19 protein-coding genes are annotated in these 19,906 nt (G+C 42.6%); 12 read left to right on the top strand and 7 right to left on the bottom strand.

Annotated elements, in window-relative coordinates; all coding sequences use genetic code 11:
* Nucleotides 1–210 precede the first annotated feature (210 nt).
* Nucleotides 211–687 carry a DUF4168 domain-containing protein gene (locus tag ACFQ3Q_RS06735; protein WP_380744172.1) on the top strand — a complete coding sequence of 159 codons (477 nt, stop codon included), beginning with the start codon at nt 211–213 and terminating at the stop codon, nt 685–687.
* Between the two features lie 70 nt (nt 688–757).
* Here the strand turns inward: ACFQ3Q_RS06735 and ACFQ3Q_RS06730 are convergent, their stop codons facing one another.
* Complete coding sequence (locus ACFQ3Q_RS06730; RefSeq protein ID WP_380744171.1) at nt 758–2,242, bottom strand: alpha/beta fold hydrolase; 1,485 nt, start codon at nt 2,240–2,242, stop codon at nt 758–760.
* 356 nt (nt 2,243–2,598) lie between these two features.
* Here ACFQ3Q_RS06730 and ACFQ3Q_RS06725 point away from each other — a divergent pair, with 356 nt between their 5' ends.
* Nucleotides 2,599–3,180: a hypothetical protein gene (locus tag ACFQ3Q_RS06725; protein WP_380745602.1), complete on the top strand. Its 582-nt coding sequence runs from the start codon at nt 2,599–2,601 to the stop codon at nt 3,178–3,180.
* 74 nt (nt 3,181–3,254) lie between these two features.
* Here ACFQ3Q_RS06725 and ACFQ3Q_RS06720 read toward each other — a convergent pair whose 3' ends face one another.
* On the bottom strand, nt 3,255–4,778 hold the full coding sequence (locus tag ACFQ3Q_RS06720; protein ID WP_380744169.1) for a GH3 family domain-containing protein: 1,524 nt from the start codon (nt 4,776–4,778) through the stop codon (nt 3,255–3,257).
* Between the two features lie 248 nt (nt 4,779–5,026).
* Between ACFQ3Q_RS06720 and ACFQ3Q_RS06715 the strand changes: the two genes are divergently transcribed.
* The 6 genes from ACFQ3Q_RS06715 (at nt 5,027) to yidC (ending at nt 10,833) form a co-directional block, all read left to right on the top strand.
* On the top strand, nt 5,027–5,611 hold the full coding sequence (locus tag ACFQ3Q_RS06715; RefSeq protein ID WP_380744168.1) for a carboxymuconolactone decarboxylase family protein: 585 nt from the start codon (nt 5,027–5,029) through the stop codon (nt 5,609–5,611).
* Between the two features lie 33 nt (nt 5,612–5,644).
* Complete coding sequence (locus ACFQ3Q_RS06710) at nt 5,645–6,514, top strand: histidine kinase (protein ID WP_380744166.1); 870 nt, start codon at nt 5,645–5,647, stop codon at nt 6,512–6,514.
* Nucleotides 6,511–6,879 (top strand): response regulator, encoded by a 369-nt coding sequence (locus tag ACFQ3Q_RS06705; protein ID WP_380744164.1) that lies wholly within the window; start codon nt 6,511–6,513, stop codon nt 6,877–6,879. Before ACFQ3Q_RS06710 ends, ACFQ3Q_RS06705 begins: the two co-directional genes overlap by 4 nt.
* A 43-nt stretch (nt 6,880–6,922) precedes the next feature.
* Nucleotides 6,923–7,162, top strand: a complete 240-nt coding sequence (locus tag ACFQ3Q_RS06700) for a DUF3820 family protein (RefSeq protein ID WP_380744162.1) — start codon at nt 6,923–6,925, stop codon at nt 7,160–7,162.
* 121 nt (nt 7,163–7,283) lie between these two features.
* Nucleotides 7,284–8,927: a CTP synthase gene (locus tag ACFQ3Q_RS06695; RefSeq protein WP_380744160.1), complete on the top strand. Its 1,644-nt coding sequence runs from the start codon at nt 7,284–7,286 to the stop codon at nt 8,925–8,927.
* Nucleotides 8,928–8,970: 43 nt separating this feature from the next.
* A complete protein-coding gene (yidC, locus tag ACFQ3Q_RS06690; RefSeq protein WP_380744158.1) occupies nt 8,971–10,833 on the top strand; it encodes a membrane protein insertase YidC in 1,863 nt (620 codons plus the stop codon).
* Between the two features lie 65 nt (nt 10,834–10,898).
* Here yidC and ACFQ3Q_RS06685 read toward each other — a convergent pair whose 3' ends face one another.
* On the bottom strand, nt 10,899–11,870 hold the full coding sequence (locus tag ACFQ3Q_RS06685; RefSeq protein ID WP_380744156.1) for a fasciclin domain-containing protein: 972 nt from the start codon (nt 11,868–11,870) through the stop codon (nt 10,899–10,901).
* A 71-nt stretch (nt 11,871–11,941) separates the two neighbouring features.
* On the opposite strand from ACFQ3Q_RS06685, the gene ACFQ3Q_RS06680 reads away from it, so the two are divergent.
* From ACFQ3Q_RS06680 to ACFQ3Q_RS06665, 4 genes are all read left to right on the top strand, one after another.
* On the top strand, nt 11,942–12,610 hold the full coding sequence (locus ACFQ3Q_RS06680) for a toxin-antitoxin system YwqK family antitoxin (RefSeq protein WP_380744155.1): 669 nt from the start codon (nt 11,942–11,944) through the stop codon (nt 12,608–12,610).
* A 44-nt stretch (nt 12,611–12,654) separates the two neighbouring features.
* A complete protein-coding gene (locus ACFQ3Q_RS06675) occupies nt 12,655–13,056 on the top strand; it encodes a lipocalin family protein (protein ID WP_380744153.1) in 402 nt (133 codons plus the stop codon).
* A gap of 103 nt (nt 13,057–13,159) precedes the next feature.
* The gene (gene mnmA, locus ACFQ3Q_RS06670; RefSeq protein ID WP_380745600.1) at nt 13,160–14,383 is read left to right on the top strand and encodes a tRNA 2-thiouridine(34) synthase MnmA; all 1,224 of its coding nucleotides are present in this window, start codon (nt 13,160–13,162) and stop codon (nt 14,381–14,383) included.
* Nucleotides 14,384–14,404: 21 nt separating this feature from the next.
* Complete coding sequence (locus tag ACFQ3Q_RS06665; protein ID WP_380744151.1) at nt 14,405–15,349, top strand: NAD(P)H-dependent flavin oxidoreductase; 945 nt, start codon at nt 14,405–14,407, stop codon at nt 15,347–15,349.
* Here ACFQ3Q_RS06665 and ACFQ3Q_RS06660 read toward each other — a convergent pair.
* Genes ACFQ3Q_RS06660 through guaA form a run of 4 tightly spaced genes read right to left on the bottom strand, consistent with a single transcriptional unit; the run spans nt 15,346 to nt 19,824 of the window.
* A complete protein-coding gene (locus tag ACFQ3Q_RS06660) occupies nt 15,346–15,894 on the bottom strand; it encodes a DUF922 domain-containing protein (RefSeq protein ID WP_380744149.1) in 549 nt (182 codons plus the stop codon). The genes ACFQ3Q_RS06665 and ACFQ3Q_RS06660 overlap by 4 nt on opposite strands.
* Complete coding sequence (locus ACFQ3Q_RS06655; protein WP_380744148.1) at nt 15,891–16,292, bottom strand: OsmC family protein; 402 nt, start codon at nt 16,290–16,292, stop codon at nt 15,891–15,893. The genes ACFQ3Q_RS06660 and ACFQ3Q_RS06655 overlap by 4 nt, the downstream gene beginning before the upstream one ends.
* Entirely contained in the window at nt 16,270–18,255 is a 1,986-nt protein-coding gene (locus ACFQ3Q_RS06650; RefSeq protein ID WP_380744146.1) for an amino acid ABC transporter substrate-binding protein, read from the bottom strand. Before ACFQ3Q_RS06650 ends, ACFQ3Q_RS06655 begins: the two co-directional genes overlap by 23 nt.
* A 36-nt stretch (nt 18,256–18,291) precedes the next feature.
* Nucleotides 18,292–19,824, bottom strand: a complete 1,533-nt coding sequence (gene guaA, locus ACFQ3Q_RS06645) for a glutamine-hydrolyzing GMP synthase (protein ID WP_380744144.1) — start codon at nt 19,822–19,824, stop codon at nt 18,292–18,294.
* Between the last annotated feature and the right edge of the window lie 82 nt (nt 19,825–19,906).

Below are 19,906 nucleotides of genomic sequence, written 5' to 3'. Positions count from 1 at the left end.
TAACAGGCAAAATCCAGGGTTTTTAATGGTATAAGAATGTTTTACCAGAAATTCCCGATATGCACGGCAAAGTCTTTAACAAAACCGGGCAAATGCCGTTAATTCTTTCTAAAAAACCGAGATTAAAACCAAAATAATATTGCCGGGAATTCAAAAATGATAGCTTTGGGCGCTTTAAAATCAAAACAACACAAAACAAAATCAAGAATTATGATTAAGTCAAAAAAGATTATCAACTTCCTATTTTTCTTTGCTCTTTTAGGTACTGTACCTGCAGTAGCCCAAACCCAGCCAATGCAACCTCAGCAGCAGCAAAAAATTGAGGTGAACGATGCGGAGCTTCAAAAATTTGCAAAAGCCTACCAGCAAATGAGAATGGTAAACCAGGAAGCGCAAAAGAAGATGATGGCGCTTGTGAAGGAAGAAGGCTTCGAAATCAAAAGATTCAATGAAATCCACAAGGCTTCTTTAGATCCTAATAAAGAGATCGAAATGACCGAAGAAGAAAAAGAGATGCACGCCGATGTGGTTGAAGATCTTGGAGATATGCAGAAGGAATTCCAGGAAAAAATGGAAGAAGTGATCGAAGAACAAGGCTTAAGCCTTAAGCGATATGAGCAACTGGCAATGGCATTGCGTTCAGATCGTGAACTTCAGCAACGCCTTCAGAACCTGATGCAAGGTTAAGCGAAAGAAGAAACCATAATAAAAAAGCGGGTTTTAAAACCCGCTTTTTTTTGTTTCAGGACTTTACAATTTATTCAGACACACCTAAATCTTCAAATTCATAAAGCTCTGAAGGAGTGTTCATAGAGGTATTGAACATATCTCTGTGCATCCTCCACTTCCCGTCTACTTTTTTCCAGACCACCATATATTTTCCCATATCCAGAATCTCCCCTTTTTCATCCCGTAACACATACCTTCCGGCTTCAGAAAGGATCTTCTCTGTTCCTTCAATATCGAGGGTCTGAAATTCGGCAGACCGAACCCCTTTATGAAAGTTATCCTTAAAAAATGCATCTATCTGTGCCTTTCCCTTCATTGGAGGTGCGGTAGGAATCAAAAAGATTGCATCTTCGGTATAATTTTCTGTAGCCAGCTCTGAATCCTGGGCTGCTATCGCTTTTTCTAATCTGGAATTAGCGCTGGTAATCTCCCACCAGGTTTCAGAAAATTCAGTAGCGGCACTATCGGCCGCAGGTGGCCAGACCAACATATCAGCTTGCGCCAGTGCATCAGGATCTTCCAGGAAAGATGTTACCAGGGGAAAGAACTCATCAGGTTTTTCATAGTAAGGGAAGTGTCCTGAATTTTCTATAACTACCATTCGGGAATTTTTAAATGCTTCATTCCATTGCTTAACGCCTCCAATGGGCAAAGGATCATCCTTCCCGTAAATTATAAGCACCGGCAAATCCAATTCCTTCAGCTTTGAGCGCAAATCGTACTCTTTACCCAAAGAGCCAATCACATATTTTCGATAAGGACTGTTCAACACTTTTTGCGGGGAATTGCATATTCCTCCCCAGGCCTGTTTTACATATTCCGGGTTGGAAGTATATGCTCTTCCGAAAATGCTGAAAAAGTCCCAGCAGTTCTTATAAGGATTTTCCGAATCTGCCCAGGTCTCAGCTACCCTGTTCATTTTCTTTAGACGTAGACTGTCAATCCTGCCCGTTGGCTGAAAATCTTCAAAAAAGGGCTTATATGCAGGAGGCGGCCCGGGTTCTACCAGTAGAAGAGATCTGGTCTTGTGAGGATACTCTATCGCATAACTTGCCGCCAAGAATCCACCCCAGGAATGCCCCATCAGGTTTAGCCGGCCTATATCAAAATATTGTCTTACTGCCTCAAGGTCTTCCACATAGTCCTGCAATCTCAGCCTGGTAGTGTCCTTTACTAAAGTAGACTTCCCGGCTGTTCTCTGGTCGTAAAAAATAAGCGTCTTAGATAAGGCAAGGGGGCGAAGATCGGCATCCAGGTAATTAAGGTGTAAGCCGGGACCACCGTGAAGCACTACAAGAGTATCCTTGCCGTTGCCTACACTGCGATAATGCAGTTTCACCGAATCTGCCAGAGAAATAAAGCCCTCCTTTACGGGCATTTCAAGGTAGTCTTCAGTTTCCTGTCCTTTCGCTAAAACTGAGAATAATAATAGAACAGTTACAGAAAATGTTTTAATGGCTTGTGAAAATCCGGAACCAGATCGGTAGACCGGATAAGAGAATCTGATCTTCATAAAGTGTAATAATTGGTTAGTATGGTGTTGTTTCATCTGAGCGACAAAAACCACCGACCTGTAGGGCAGAAAAACCTTATAGTTTTAAAAGTCAGAACTTTAAAGTTATAAATTATTTGACAATTGCCAAATAGCGTTCCGAATTCCGGATATGGAACGGTATTTTCATTACCAGTAGAAAATACCGTAATTTTCTCCATTTTTTAGGAGTATTTTAAAATCGATATTTATGAGAGTATTTATTTTATACTAACTTGCATAAGAGCTATTGAAGAATGAACAGATTGATGAAAATAACGACCTATATCGTGATGATGTTGCTATTTATACCGGTCTGCTATGCCCAGAATTCGCCTATGAAACAAAAAGACAGTCTTGAGCTAACCAACAAGATAGTACCTGATGAAATTTGGCGTGAAGCCTATATAGCTCTTTCCCATTACCCCGAACTTAAGAACACGCCTATAGAGTTCAAATTCAAGAATAATATTAAAAAGTCTTTTATGCAGGCCCAGCCCAAGGTTTCGGGTTTACTGAAGAACAAGAAAAAAAGGGGCTATTTCATTATGATAAGTGAAGAGATCCAGATCGAGGATGAGGTCTTTGATGTGGCCGATGTCCCTTCTGAAGTTCTCATTGGATGGATTGGCCACGAACTGGGCCATATTATGGATTACCGTGAACGCAGCGCAACCAATATGATCTGGTTTGGGGTAAAATACCTTACTTCTAAAAATTATATTCAGGAAGCAGAGCGTGCCGCCGATACTTATGCGGTAAACCACGGTCTTGGAAGTTATATAATCGCTACCAAAGACTTTATTCTGAACCACGCACACCTATCCGACTCCTATAAATCCAGGATAAAGCGTTTATATCTTTCTCAGGAAGAAATAATGGCCCTGGTAGATAAGCTGGATGCTGAAGAAGGAAAGTGATCCCGGCTCTTTGGTTAAAGCTGAAGATCACTTTAAGTTTTCGATAATTTTAATGCTGAATTTAGCTGAAGTTCCTAAGAATGCTCTTTCACAAAAGCTTCCCATTTGGCGAACTTTTCTTCATCCATCACTTTTTCCATTTTTACCTGTCCGCCTTTCTTTTTATTGACTGCACTCCACTCAGGAAAAAGATCGGGTGAGACCTTGGTCACCTTCACCCCTTTTAGGGCTTTGGAACGGGCAACACCATAATTTTTATTTGCCGCCTTTAAGGATTCATCCAGAGCATTAGCGAGCTCTTCTTCAGAGGTTGAAGCTTCTGTCCCCAGGTACCAATGGTGATGGAATTCTCCGTCAATCCTTACTGCAGCAAGGGTGAATTCCGGAATTTTAATATCGAATTTCTCTTCGAGTTCCTTTACGGCATCATTCATCTTGTTAACCGAAAGCTGTGATCCCACAACATTCAAAAAGAACTTGGTCCTTCCGGTGATCCTTATTTCCTTACGTTCAACGTTAGTGAATTTTATGGTATCTCCAATCAGGTAACGCCAGGCTCCCGAGACTGTGCTTATAAGCAGAACATAATCCTCTTCTTCCTTTACATCAGAAAGAGGTACCACAGGTGCATCTTCAACTATAGACCCATCCTGATTAATGTATTCAGGCTTAAAGGGCACAAATTCAAAATACACTCCGTTATCAAGGATAAGTTTCATTGAAGTAGTATCGGGTCTTTCCTGAAGGGCAAGAAAACCTTCCGAAGCAAGATAGGTATCAATAACCGTTAACGGATGGTCCAGCAGAGCGTTAAAACTCTTTTCGTAAGGCTCAAACGCCACTCCTCCCGAAGCATATACCTGCAGATTCGGCCATATTTCGTGAATATTGTCCACATTATGGTATTCTATAATCTTCTTGATCATCAGCTCAGACCAGGACGGGATTCCGCTAATAGCTCCAATATCCCAGTTTTTGGCATTTTCTGCTATCCGCTGTACCCTGTCATCCCACTCCTCTATTTTGGCTATCTCTTCGCCGGGTTTATAATATCCCCTGAACCAAAACGGAATATTACTGGCGCTAATCCCGCTGATCTCTCCCTCCTTATGGTCCCCTTCTTTCTGGAGATCGGTAGAACTCCCGAGCATCATAATCTCTTTCTCGAAAAAATCCGGAGGAAGGTCAAAATTGCTGAGTGCGCTCACCTGCTTGATGCCGGCCTTTCTGATAGCTTCCACCATCTCATCGGTCACCGGAATTCGCTTACTCGACTTCCCGGTAGTTCCTGAGCTCAAGGCGAAATAAGGCGGGCGTCCCGGCCAGGTGATATTCTCTTCCCCTTCGTGCAGGCGATACCACCATTCCTTATGAAGTTTATTATAATCAAAATAAGGCAGTTTTTCGGCAAAGGCCTTCTGCACATCATCTGCTGCCAGAATACCTTCAAAATCGTAATGCTTCCCGAATTCGGTATCCTTCGCCTTTTTGAGCAATTTTTTAAGGACCTCCTCCTGGGATTTCTGAGCTTCGGGTTCAGGAACTATACTGTCACGAAGGTCTATAAGACTTTTTATTATTGAACCAACTATGGCCATATTTCAATATTTATTTTAGATTTTGAAGATACTTAAATCGTTAAAGCCTGAAATTCATTCCGGCGAAATTATCATTATTTTAACCTTAATCAACCTGAAATCCTGTTCAGGATATCGAATTTCCACACTAACAAATCTTAAGAAAAGTCTAATTTCAGGCAGGTAAAATGATTTATTAGCTAAAATTGTTATATTAAGTGGTAATTTGTTCCCAAATTGCCCCATACCACTAACTAATCTACTTTAATATGAATACAGAAACTACCTCAGTCAGCAGATATCCGTTGATTTCCTATGACGACGCATCTCCTGAAGTACGGGAAATTTATGACGACACCAAGAAAACCTTGCAATTACCTTTTGTTCTTAACTGGTTTAAATGCCAGGGGAGCAATCCTATTCTGTTAAAAGGAAACTGGGCGAAGCTAAAGCATACCTTAATGCTGGGCGAAGTACCAAATGTTTTAAAGCAACTAATTATCTATAACGTTTCAAAGGAAAGAGGTTGTAATTACTGCTCGCACGCCCACGGAATTTTTGCCGACAGTATGAGCGCGATGATCTCTGAAGACCAAAACTTCAAGGCCACCGAGCAAATAAACTCTCCAAGTATGCCGGTAAGTTATCGAACCGCGGTACAGGTGGTCACAAAAGCCGCTTTGCATCACAGCGATATTAGTGAGGACGACTTTGAGGAATTGGAAAAGGCGGGTTTCTCCAAGGCTGAAGTGCAGGAACTAATGGCACAGGCAGACCTGGTGAATATGCTCAATACCATAGCCGATGTTTCGGGGATCAAAATAGACAACGAACTTCTGGAAACAGCAGAATAGCCCAAAACTCAGCTTTTTCTTAATTTCCCTACTATGGCATATAATGAACAGGATCCATCCAGGCTTTACAGGATAGCCTATGAAGCCTATTCCAAATTCGCCACCAACATAAGCCGTTGCAGCAGTCTGGAGGAAGTGGGTATTGTTTCAAAACGTCACCTTAAATACCTGCTGAATTTCCACATCATTAGGGTAGCAATGGAACAGGATGAGCGTTTTTTATTCTTTTCCCTGAAAAAAAATGAATCCTGGTATGATTTTAAAAATAAAACCGAACTCTTTCCTTTCGAAAAAGAACTTTACGAAAGAGACATCCCGATAAAAACTTCAGACATTCCCCCGGCTTTTATAGAAGGGACAATGGAGCAAAAAGACCTGAAGAATCCGGTACTCTGGGCCTGGTCCTTAAAGAAAAATAACAGGAAAGTAATTGTTTCCCTCCTGTCTGATGACCAAAAACCATTTGCTTCCGGAGATATTGACATCCTGAAGCTTACCGCTGATGCCTTTGAAGCTAAATTCCAGGAATTATTCTTAAAAAAACAGCTGGACCGGAAAAACAGGTCCCTTTCAAAGGCACTTGATACCATCCAGTTGCAAAATGAAAAGATCCAGAAGATCGTAGATAACCAGAAACAGATCATAGAAGAACGCACCCAGGAAATACTCAGTCAGAATGAAAAATTGCTACGTATCTCGGCCCTAAACTCCCATAATGTGAGAGAACCTCTCTCAAGGATCCAGGGAATCATCCAGTTATTTGATGTCCTGGATGATAAAACCTGCCGGGAAGAACTGATCCCCAAATTAAAGATTTCAGCTGATGAGATGGATAAGGTATTACAGGAAGTAATATTAATGGCGTCCAAAGAACTAGCCGAACTAAAAGCGAAAAAATTATGACATCTATTATCCTTATAGATGACCAGCCTATTACTAATTTTATTACCAAAAAGTTACTGCAACTTGAAGGTATAGAAGAGAATGTAAAGGATTTCACCAATCCGGTTGAGGCCCTGCAATCTCTGGAAAATGAGAGTGAAGCCCTTCTTTTCCTGGACCTTAATATGCCGGAAATGACAGGCTGGGAATTCCTTGATAAAATGAAGGAAAATAACCTGAGGTTTGACACGATTATCCTAACCTCCAGTACCAGTGAACTGGACAGGCAAAAGGCAGAAGATTATGATTGTGTAAAGGAGTATGTGACCAAACCCCTGAATAAAGCAAAACTTTCAAAACTATCGGTTTTCATAAAAGACTATTGAGGCATTTCTGCTTAGCTTTGTGATATTAAAGAACAATCTTGAAATGTCTATCCAACCAAGCCAAAAGGCGCTTATAGAACTGGCACATGCCAAAATGTACTTCGGGAAATATAAAGACTATTATCTTTCAGACATCCCGGAATACTATATGGTCTGGTATCGCCAAAAAGGATTTCCCGAAGGGAAACTCGGCCAGCAAATGCAACAGGTTTACGAACTAAAAGTGAACGGGATGGAACGATTATTAACAGACATAAGGAGAAGGTACCCGCTTGCACGCTAACTTCAGCCCTTACCCACAGCTTTCCCCAGCCTAAAATATTAGGTTTAAAATGGGCTGCTTTTTCTATTCTTATTTGTAATTTAGCGCCCTGAATAAACACAACGCAACAAATACTTTTAAAATGGCCGAAACCAAGTATATTTTTGTCACTGGCGGCGTTTCTTCTTCTTTAGGAAAAGGAATTATAGCAGCCTCTCTGGCAAAATTACTGCAAGCCCGTGGTTTTACTACCACTATTCAGAAACTGGACCCCTACATAAATGTTGATCCCGGTACCCTTAACCCTTATGAACACGGCGAATGCTATGTGACCGAAGACGGGGCTGAGACCGACCTGGATCTGGGCCATTATGAGCGATTCTTAAACGTAAACACCTCTCAGGCCAATAACGTTACTACCGGCCGTATTTACCAGAGCGTGATCGAAAAAGAGCGCCGCGGAGAATTTTTAGGAAAAACCGTGCAGGTGGTTCCTCATATTACAAACGAAATTAAAGAACGTATCCAGATCCTCGGAAAGAATGGCGATTATGACATCGTAATTACCGAGATTGGAGGTACAGTGGGGGATATTGAGTCCCTTCCATATATTGAAGCGGTAAGGCAACTGAAGTGGGAACTGGGAGACGATAACGCCCTGGTGATCCACCTTACGCTTGTCCCTTATCTCTCTGCTGCAGGCGAATTAAAGACCAAGCCTACACAGCACAGTGTAAAAACATTAATGGAAAGCGGTATCAAAGCCGATATCCTGGTTTGCCGTACAGAACACGAACTCTCTGATGATATCAGGCGTAAACTGGCTATTTTCTGTAACGTAAGACAGGAAGCGGTAATTCAGTCTATAGATGCCCCAACCATTTATGATGTGCCCGGGATGATGCTTAAGGAAGGACTGGATACGGTAACCCTGAAAAAACTGGCATTACCAGATGATACCACGCCTAACCTAGACCGCTGGAACCAGTTCCTTGAAAGACATAAGAATCCTAAAGCTGAGGTAACCATTGGTCTTATTGGGAAGTATGTGGAACTTCAGGATTCCTACAAATCTATACTTGAAGCCTTTATACATGCGGGAGCCGAGAATGAAGTAAGAGTGAATGTAGAAAGCATACATTCTGAATTCATAAACGAGAACACCATAAAACATAAGATCTCTCACCTGGACGGGGTACTTGTTGCTCCAGGATTCGGGGAACGAGGGATTGAAGGTAAGATAGATGCCGTACAATTTGCAAGAGAAAATGACCTGCCGTTCTTAGGAATTTGCCTGGGAATGCAAATGGCGGTTATTGAGTTCGCAAGAAATGTACTCCAGTTGAAAGGTGCCAGTTCTACCGAAATGGATCCGGAGACCAAACACCCGGTAATAGACATTATGGAAGAGCAGAAAAACATCACCCATATGGGCGGCACTATGAGATTAGGTGCCTGGGACTGCCATCTTGCCGATAAAACGATAATTCACGATGTGTACGGCAAAAGCGATATTAAAGAAAGACATCGCCACCGTTACGAATACAATAATAAATACAAAGAACAACTTGAAAAAGCAGGTATGCTTAGTTCAGGAATAAACCCCGAAACAGGCCTCGTAGAAGTGGTTGAGTTAAAAGACCATCCTTGGTTCGTAGGGGTACAATACCATCCTGAATATAAGAGTACCGTGGCAAGTCCGCATCCTCTTTTCGTCGCTTTTGTAAAAGCTTCTCACGAGTACTCTAAGAAAAAGAAAGATGCCAAGATGGCACAAAATCAATAAATGGCCATTTTTTTGACCAAAAGCAAGTTATAGTAAACAAAGCATGGAAGAAAAGAAATTTGACGTTCAATCCTTAATCGGATTTGTACTTATTGGGGTAATTTTAATCTGGATGTTGTATAACAACGCCCCTACCGAAGAGCAACAGGCAGACCCGGCACAAACCGAACAGGTTGAAAAATCGGGTAATACCGCACAAGACCCTGATAATGCAGAGACTGCCGAGCCTGCAGCCCTGGATTCCACGGCCCTGGCTGAAGCCAAGGGACGTTTAGGTGCCTTTGGATATTCTGCCAGCCTTCCTTCAGCAAAAAATGAGACCACTACTATAGAAAATGATCTGCTGGAACTTAAGGTGGATAATAAAGGTGGTTATATCTCTGAAGCCAGACTTAAGAATTACAAGACCTTCGATTCTATTCCGGTATATCTTATTAAGGACGGCAATGCTTCCTTCAATATTAATTTTACTACTACAGACGGAAGAACACTGGATACCGAGAACCTGTATTTTGAGCCGGAAGTAACCAAAAATGGAGAGAACACCATTCTTTCTATGAAACTGAAGGTTTCAGAGAACAAATTTCTTGAATACCGCTATGTACTGAAACCGGGTGAATATATGCTGGATTTCAGCATCAGATCACAAGGACTTAACGGGGTGCTTAACAGTTCTCAGGACATCAATATGGACTGGGCACTTAAAGGTTACCGCCACGCGAAAAGCATGTCTTATGAGAATCGTTACACCAAGCTTATCTATGAGTATGGTGAAGGTGACGATGATGAGCTGGGACAGGGTGACCTTGATGAAGAGACCGATGAGAACATTTCTTATGTAGCCTTTAAACAGCACTTCTTCTCTTCTATACTGCTTACCGACACTCCTTTTAAAGTAGGTCGATTCAAGTCTGAGAACCTGGTTCAGGATGAAGAGATAGACACCGTATATACAAAGGCCTTTGCTGCCAATATGCCATTAGAACTTAACGGTGGAGAGCTTAACTATAATATGAACTGGTACTACGGTCCTTCGGATTATAAGATCCTGAACGACTATGACCGTAACCTGGACGAGGTTATCCCTCTTGGGTGGGGAATCTTTGGATGGATCAATAAATATGTGTTTATCCCATTCTTCGCCTTCCTTAGCAGTTTCCTGCCTAGTTACGGAATCGCCATAATTGTGATGACCATTGTGGTTAGGATCGTACTTTCACCGGTTACCTATAAGTCTTACCTGTCTCAGGCCAAGATGAAGGTACTCCGTCCTGAGATCAACGAGCTGAACGAGAAGTACAAGGACAATGCGATGAAAAAGCAGCAGGAGACAATGAAGCTTTACAGCAAGGCAGGTGCCAGCCCAATGAGCGGATGTTTACCGGCCCTGATGCAGCTTCCTATTTTCTATGCGCTCTTCCAGTTCTTCCCAAGTGCTTTTCAGCTAAGGCATAAAAGCTTCCTTTGGGCAGATGACCTTTCTAGTTACGATGTCATCGCGCAACTGCCATTCCATATACCGTTTTATGGAGAGCACGTGAGCTTATTCCCTATCCTCGCCTCTATTGCCATCTTCATCTATATGATGATGACTACTGGCCAGAGTATGCAGGCCAGCCAGCAGCCGGGAATGCCGAATATGAAGTTCATTATGTACCTTTCTCCGTTATTAATGTTGTTCTTCTTTAACAACTATGCGAGTGGGCTTTCTTTATACTACTTCACCTCTAACCTGATTACCATCGGAATTATGCTGGTAATCAAACACGTGATCATAGATGAAGATAAGATTCACGCTAAGATCCAGGAGAATAAAAAGAAACCTAAAAAACAGAACAGGTTTACCAGGAAAATGCAGGAGATGATGGAGCAGGCTGAAGAACAGCAGAAAAAAGGAAAGAAGTAACAAATAAAAAAGCCCGGAAATTCCGGGCTTTTTTAATCCATTTAAATGAGCTTCCATCCTAAAACCTATAGTTCGGGAAGGAGTACGGTATCCAAGACATGAATCACCCCGTTGTTAGCCTGTACATTGGCCGCAACCACCGTTGATGTTCTTTCGTTGACATCGGTTATCGTTACATTATCTCCAACATTTACGGTGAAGTCTCCACCTTCAAAAGTAGTAACCATCATCCCGTCTGTAAGATCGGAAGACCTGAAGTTGCCACCGGTAACCACGTGATAGCTCAATGTAGAAGCCAGCACATCTGTAGGGATATCGGCAAGGCTCTCAAATTCCATCTCGGTCAGGAAACTTGCAAAGGCATCATTTGTAGGGGCAAAAACAGTAAATGGTGCAGGGTCTTCGGTCATTTGCAATGTTTCAACAAAATTGAAACTCTCTTCCCTGGTTAATGCCTGTACTAGGATACTAAAGTTAGGATCGGCGGTAGCAAAAGTTGTCACATCCGGTAAACCTATCACAGCATCTACAGCGTGAATCACTCCGTTATCAACTTCAATATTCGCATTGGTCACTTCAGACACACCGTTTATCATAACGCCGTCTTCCGTATTAATGTACATACTCAGGTTAGATTCGGAAGCACTTCCCACTGCAAGACTTTCAATATAACCCGTAGAAAGGTCTGAAGACATAAGTGCTCCTTCCTGTACGTGATATAGCAGAATCTCTCTCAACACCTCTACCGGAACCTCATCCAGACTTGCGAATCCATTGGCAGATAAAAACGTATTAAAGGCAGCATTGTTCGGGGCAAACACAGTAAAGTTAGCGTCACCATCCAGACTGGCAGTGAGATCTGCAGCATCCAGAGCAGCGGCCAGGGAAGAATAATTCTCATTATCGGCAACAAAGTCGGCAATAGAATTTCCCGGTTCAATAATATCCCCCGCTTCATCGTCGTTACTACAGGAGAACAAACTCGTGACCAGCACGGTCACCACAGCAATTTTTGTTAGTTTTGAAATAAAATTCATCTTTTTGAGTTTTTGTTACACAGTAAATGTAGACTAACATCTTTTATAAATTTGTTTAATGTTTGTTAATAATGTTTAAACACAAGTTAAATTACTTATTCTTAGTACTTTGCCTCCCGCTTTTTGCCCAGGAAGGCATCAATAAGTATGATGAAGAAGGCAAACGTCACGGCTTATGGCGCAAAAACTTTGAAGGCAGTGATCAGCTTAGGTTTGAAGGCCATTTCAACCACGGCGAAGAAGCCGGAGACTTCAAATTTTACAAAAAGGGTTTTGAAAAGCATCCTTCAGCCATAATAAGCTTTAACAAAGATTCAGATAGCGTTATGGTCACTTACTACACCCAGGAAGGTAAACCTATTAGTGAAGGAAAAATGCTGGATAAGAAAAGGGAAGGAAAATGGGTTTATTATCACAAAGATTCGGACAGTATAATGATGACCGAGAACTACGTTCACGGCAAGCTGGAAGGCAAGCAATGTACTTATTTCACCAATGGCAAGCTCACTGAAAAAACCGAGTACAAGAATAATAAAAAACACGGCGAGAGCTTTATTTATGCCGATAATGGCCAGGTGATCCAGCATTTGCATTATGCGAACGGAGAATTACACGGGCCGGCCACTTACTACAATGCTTCCGGCGAGAAATTAATTGAAGGTCAGTACACTAGGGACCAGAAGAAGGGAGAGTGGAAATACTATAAAGAAGAGGAGCTTCAGGAAAAAAAAGATTACTAATCTAATTTTAATATTTTATATTTAACCTACTAAAATCCAATGTTATGAAAAAAATCTTTCTATTATTTGTTTCACTAGCCGTTTTATCTTCCTGCAGTAGTGACGATGACACTGGCGGTGATGACCCGATACTTGGAGTCTGGTTCCTGGCTGAAGCCAATAATGCCCAGGGATTGGAAGTTGATGAATGTAATGATGACTCCTATATAGACTTTAAAGCCGACGGAACAGCTGAAACCGAATTCTTTTCTGATGAATCCGGAGACTGCATAGGTGAAAAAAATACAAGCGAATGGAGTGCCAGTGGAGATTCCAGATATACCTTTAATGTACCCGGTGTCGGTAACTTATCAGGCCGTGTGGAATTTTCAGGAAACGGAAGCTTTACCTTTTACCCGGACCTTGGTGCCACCCAGGGAACCAACCTGGTATTCGAAAAAAGATAGATCACACAATAGATATACCTTATAAGGTGGCTTTCGCCACCTTTTTTTATTTCGTAATTTTGCACTTTCAAATACGACTGTAAAAAAGAAAAAATCCGGCCTTCTGTGCAATTGCAGAAGGAGAGCAAGAAAGAAGCATATGAAAAAAGTGGTTGTTGGTTTATCGGGAGGAGTAGATTCCAGTGTTTCAGCATATTTGCTGCAACAACAGGGTTATGAGGTTATAGGCCTGTTTATGAAGAACTGGCACGACGATTCGGTGACCATCAGTGACGAATGTCCCTGGCTGGATGACAGTAACGATGCGATGTTGGTAGCCGAAAAACTCGGCATCCCTTTTCAGACCGTAGATCTAAGCGAAGAGTATAAGGAGCGCATTGTAGACTATATGTTCGATGAGTATGAGCGTGGCAGAACGCCCAATCCCGATGTGCTTTGTAACCGCGAGATCAAGTTCGATGTTTTTATGAAGATCGCGCTTTCCTTAGGGGCTGATTACGTGGCGACCGGGCACTACTGTCGTAAAGGTGAATTTGAAAAAGATGGAGAGACCTTTTACAGTCTCCTTGCCGGAAAGGACAACAACAAAGACCAGTCTTATTTTCTTTGCCAATTGACCCAGGAACAACTTTCTAAAACCCTGTTCCCAATTGGAGAACTTCAGAAATCTGAAGTCAGGAAAATCGCGGCGGAACAAAACCTGGTTACTGCAGAGAAAAAAGACTCACAGGGACTGTGCTTTATCGGGAAAGTACGGCTTCCGGATTTCCTTCAGCAGAAATTACAGCCAAAAGAAGGGGTGATCATTGAAGTTGAAGCAGACAGGGAAGTATATACCGGGGAGCAACCGGAATTTGACTCCAAGATTGAAGAGTTAAAACACCTCTCTAAAAAATACAGCTATACTTCCAATGACGGAAAAGTTGTTGGAAAACACCAGGGCGCACATTATTTCACCAAGGGGCAGCGAAAAGGTCTTGCCGTTGGCGGAACCCCGGAACCTCTGTTCGTGATAGATACCGATGTGGAAGAGAACGTGATCTATACGGGGCAGGGAAAAAATCATCCGGGAATATACCGAAGAGGATTATTCGTAAACCAGGACGAGGTGCATTGGGTAAGAAAGGACCTTGCCATTGCTCCCGGAGAAGAAATAAAGCTAAAAGCACGAATAAGATACAGGCAGCCGCTTCAGGAGGCTACACTTCACCAGACCGAGAACGGGCTGTATGTGATCTTCGATGAGCCTCAGGCTTCCATCACCGAAGGGCAATTTGTTGCGTGGTATGAGGGAGAAGAATTGCTTGGTTCCGGTGTTATTTCTTAAATTCGAAGAAATTTAAGGCAAATGGCAAAAAACAGGATCACAGAACTTTTCAATGTAAAATATCCGCTTATACAGGCGGGAATGATCTGGGCCAGCGGCTGGAAGCTTGCCAGCGCGGTGAGCAACGCCGGCGGCCTGGGAATTATCGGTTCAGGCTCTATGTACCCTGAAGTCCTGAGCGAGCATATCCGGAAATGTAAAAAAGCCACCGATAAGCCATTTGCTGTGAATGTGCCTATGCTCTACCCCGAGATCGACAAGATTATGGAGATCATCATAAAAGAAGGGGTTGAGATCGTTTTTACTTCCGCCGGAAACCCGAAAATATGGACAAAACATTTACAGGAACACGGGATTAAAGTAGTACACGTGGTGAGCAGCGTGAAATTCGCCCTGAAATCGGAAGAAGCAGGAGTAGATGCCGTTGTTGCTGAAGGTTTTGAAGCCGGGGGGCACAACGGACGGGATGAGACCACTACCTTCACCCTGATCCCAATGGTAAAGGAAAAACTTTCCATTCCGCTTATAGCAGCAGGGGGTATCGCCACGGGCCGCGGAATGCTTGCCGCTATGGTACTGGGCGCCGACGCGGTGCAGGTAGGAAGCCGTTTTGTAGCCACTCCGGAAGCCTCTTCCCATAAGAATTTCAAGGAAATGGTCGTTAAGGCGCAAGAAGGTGATACGGTGCTTACTCTCAAGGAACTTGCCCCTGTTCGCCTGCTGAAGAATAAGTTCTATGAAGAAATTCAGGACCTGTATTCCAAAGGACCAACCAAAGAAGACCTGATAAAATTACTGGGCCGTGCGAGAGCTAAGAAGGGAATGTTCGAGGGTGACCTGGATGAAGGGGAGCTTGAAATTGGGCAGATCTCCGGCCTTATTCACGAGATAAAACCCGCTGCCGAAATCGTAAACGAAATGATCTCGGAATTTGAAAAAGCAAAAGCCCAGGTGGCCGAACTTTAATTTTTATACTGTTCTAATTTCTTTAGTTCTTCAGCAATAAAGTTTCGCCAACGCGACTCCACATCTTTATACATGCCATTATGGGTTTCCACATCGAAGGCCTTTTGCATTTCCTGACGTTCCTTTTCAATAGTGTTGTATAGCCGAAGAAGATCACGGCGGATATTTCGTCCTATTTCATACTCATCCATCGCTTTGCGAAGCTTCCTGGCGTGTAATTCAGAAATATCGAAATGAAGTTGTTCGTGAGCGAGCAAGTAAACTTTATCCTCCGGATTTCGAACCCAGGAAAGATTTGGATAGAAATTACTTGTCACCGAATATCTAAGAATAGGTTCCCCATTCTTATGTCCATAATACCAATCATAAGCGATCCCTGTTGAACTATTGGCCTGAAACTTATAAGCCCTGTCTTTAGGAGCTTCACCCTTAAAATCTTCCCAGGTCAACGGCCTGTTTTCATCCCAACTCATCTTCTCCTGTTTTTCCTGGGCAAGCCCCGGAAGCACAAAGAGTAAAGCTATGATCAGAAATCTGAATCTCATTTATAAGTAAAGCTGATTATTTTTTCCAGATCGGGATGAAGACTTTGCAATACAGGACAGGTCTTCGCGGTATGTTCAAGTATTTTTGTGTCCTTTTCTGAATAGCTTGCAGGGAAAGTGATATTGACTTCTATCTTAGATATTCTCCTTGGGTCTGATGCCATAGTCTTGGTAACCTCAGAAGCATTGGTAAGGTCCACCCCTTCCATCTGCTGAGCTTTAATCCCCATTACCGTAAGCATACAGGTAGCCAAAGCAGTGGCCACGGTATCGGTGGGTGAAAATGCTTCACCCTTCCCGTGATTATCTACAGGAGCGTCTGTGATCATTTTAGACCCGCTTTGCAAATGCTCGGCTTCGGTCCTTAAATTACCTTTATAAACTACTTTTGAAGTCATTTACCACGCTTAAAGTTAGGTCGGGATTAATGCGCATTATATAAACCGCATCATTATGAAAACCTCCGCCACTGCTTGGCAGATAGTGAAATTTATTTTCATTATATTCGGTATACCCCCTATATTTCACAAAAGACTCATACAGGTCTTCAGCAGTAGCAAGCCTCAGTAAAATATCCAGGGTAAGATCATAGCCTCTAACAGCATATTGATTAGGAACCGCTCCATATTTTTCAGCATACCTATCGATAAATTCTGCAGAAAATTCAGGATCATATTCTTTATCTACCGACGGGTAATGAAAATTAAGTTTTGCCAGGTGCTCGTTAGGAACATTATCGTTGTCGTAAGAATTATTCTTATTGGTAGTGAACAGCCTGATTTCATTTTCTCTTGCAAGCCTGTTCAGGGCCGAAATTGCACTGGTTAGCGTTCCTACTCCATCAGATTCAAGGATCACCCAGTTCTTTTTGGTCTTCGAAAGCGTCTTTGCAATGCTTTCTTCAGAAACAAAACCTTCACTTGGAGTAACAAACCTTGCTGAAGGGAAAAGGCCGCTAAGGGTACTTTTTATCTTATAAGCCTGCGGATCTGCAATTACAATGAGGTTCTTTCCTTCCACATTATTGCTCAAATAGTTCAGCATTGCCTCAGCCAGGATGTCATCGGTAGGCCTGGATTGGAAAAGGTTGCTCATTGGCCTCATAGCCCTGTTGGAAAGCGGACTTATAACCGGAACTTCCTGACGGTTTAATTGGGCAGCAGCAGCTTCGGTTGTATTTTTTAACAATGGACCAATAACCGCATCGGTATTGCTGAAGTTATTTCTGTTAATAATGTTATTTACCTCGTAGGTACTTTGTTTCGTATCAAAAACCCTGAGATTGGTAGATATTCCCATCTCCTTGGCTCTTTCCACGGCCATCAATACCCCGCTGTAGAAATCAAGAGAGATCCTCAAAACTCTTTCATTAAGTATCGCATCCTTATAAGTTGCAAGAGAATCGGCCTCCACCTTATCAAGATGGTACGGCAGCATAAGAGCGATCTCCTTTGTTTTGAAATTAGTAAGATTATTCCTCAGGTTAATTTTTTCCTCAACCACCTCAGTTTCGCTATCGGCTTCCTTGCTGTCATCACTCTTAAACTTCTCGGTTTCGGTCTCTCCCAGGTTTCCAACACCAACCCCTTTATTAGGCACCTTAAGTACCATTCCCGATTTCAGTCCGTTTTTTAATGCAGGATTCAGGGCCATTAAAGAATCCTTATCCACTTCAAATTTTCGGGTAAGGCCAAAAATGGTTTCTTTAGGTTTAACTTCGTAGAATTCAAAATCGTTGGTAGCAAGGATCACCTGGTCATCAAGAACATCTGTACCCACCTTAAGCATTACTCCCGGCTTCAGCACCTCCACTTTAGGATTAAGTTCTTCAAGCTCCTTTACCGTAAGACCGTACTTACGGGCAATCCCGTATTTGGTCTCTTTGGGCAGAACTATATGCTCTCTTGTACTTTTATCCTGAACATTTGACTTCTTACTATTCGAAGTCCTTTCGACTACCGAAGGAGTCTTTGCAAAAACAGGGATTCTTACCACCTCGCCTGTCTGGAGTTCTTCGGCATAAAGATGCTTGTTATACCTTTTTATATCGTCTATATCAACATTATACTGTTTTGAAAGACTATACAGCGTTTCCTTTCTCTCCACTTTATGGGTCCTGAAATTCACATCTGCATTTTGCTTTTTGACTTCAGACACCGGAATAACGAGCTTCGCAGCTACTTCTATCCCTTCTTTGGCATCGGGATTATACTTATAAATAGCCTCTTCACTAATATTGTATGATTTGGCTATGCTATAAACCGTTTCTCCCTTCTGGACGGTGTGGTACTTATATTCTTGTCCAACAGCCGAAATACTGTATATCTGAAAGAAAAAGCATAATATAAATAGGTATTTCATTTCAATTGGTTTTGTTCAGGTTTAAAATTTAACGGCTTATTCCCATTCTATAGTAGCCGGTGGTTTGGAGCTAATATCATATACTACTCTATTAACGCCTTTTACCCGATTTATTATAGTATTCGAGGTTTTTTGCAGAAATTCATACGGCAAATTCACCCAGTCGGCGGTCATCCCGTCGGTAGATTCTACGGCTCTTAAGGCCACCACCTGCTCATAAGTTCTCTCATCTCCCATCACACCTACAGACTGTACCGGCAACAGGATCGCTCCTGCCTGCCAAACCTTATCATACAACATCCAGTCCCTTAGGCCCTGGATAAAGATATGGTCTACTTCCTGAAGTATACGCACTTTTTCAGCCGTGATATCTCCAAGTATCCTGATAGCAAGACCGGGTCCCGGGAACGGGTGTCTTCCCAATAATTCAGGATCTATTCCCATTTCTTTCCCTACTCTTCGCACTTCATCTTTGAAAAGCATACGCAGGGGCTCCACAACTTTCAGCTTCATAAAATCCGGCAGCCCGCCCACGTTATGGTGAGACTTGATCGTCGCCGAAGGCCCGCCGTTAACAGAAACCGATTCTATCACATCCGGATAAATGGTTCCCTGGGCAAGGTAGGTCACGTCTGTAATCTCGTGAGCCTCATCGTCGAACACCTCAATAAAAGTGTTTCCGATGGCTTTACGCTTTTCTTCGGGATCGCTGATCCCCGAAAGGGCGTTCAAGAAGCGTGCCGAAGCATCTACTCCCTTTACATTAAGTCCCATATGCTTATACTGGTCAAGAACGCTTTCAAATTCGTTCTTTCTCAGCAATCCGTTATTCACAAAAATACAGTACAGGTTTTTTCCGATAGCTTTATGCAGAAGCACGGCCGCCACGGTAGAATCTACTCCCCCGCTCAATCCAAGGACCACCTTATCGTTACCGATCTTTTCTTTAAGCTCTGAAACCGTAAGATCTACAAAGGCTCCAGGTGTCCAGGACTGCTCTACCCCGGCGATCTTCACAAGGAAGTTTTCCAGCAGCTGTTTCCCATCGGTAGAGTGATATACTTCAGGGTGAAACTGGATAGCAAAAGTCTGCTCTCCGTCAATTCGGTATGCCGCATTCAGCACATCACCGGTACTGGCAAGTCTTACGCTATTATCCGGAAGTTCCTTAATGGTATCACTATGGCTCATCCATACCTGAGAATTTTCCAGGATATTTTCAAAAAGAGGCTCTGCATCTTTGATCACCGTAAGATTGGCACGACCATATTCTCGTGTTTCAGAAGGCTCTACCTTCCCACCGTGGAAATGTGCCAGGTACTGCGCTCCGTAGCAAACGGCCAGCAAAGGAAGTTTTCCTCTAATTTCAGACAGATCTGGGTGCGGTGCGTCTTCTCCTCTTACAGAGAAAGGACTTCCTGAAAGGATCACTGCTTTAAACCCGGAAAGGTCGGTTGGAATTTTATTGTAGGGGTGAATTTCGCAGTAAATATTGAGTTCTCTAACTCGTCTTGCAATTAATTGAGTGTACTGCGAACCGAAATCTAAAATGAGTACGTTATTTTGCATAGGCAAAAGTAAGAATTTGAGATAAAAATAAAATAAGCAAACCTATTATTTTCTATCTTTAATTTGAAATCCTTATTCACGG

Source organism: Salegentibacter chungangensis (genome assembly GCF_042678405.1).
Taxonomy (GTDB): Bacteria; Bacteroidota; Bacteroidia; order Flavobacteriales; family Flavobacteriaceae; genus Salegentibacter_A; species Salegentibacter_A chungangensis.
The sequence above is the reverse complement of the archived record's forward strand: the minus strand, read 5'-3'. Positions and strand labels throughout refer to the sequence as shown.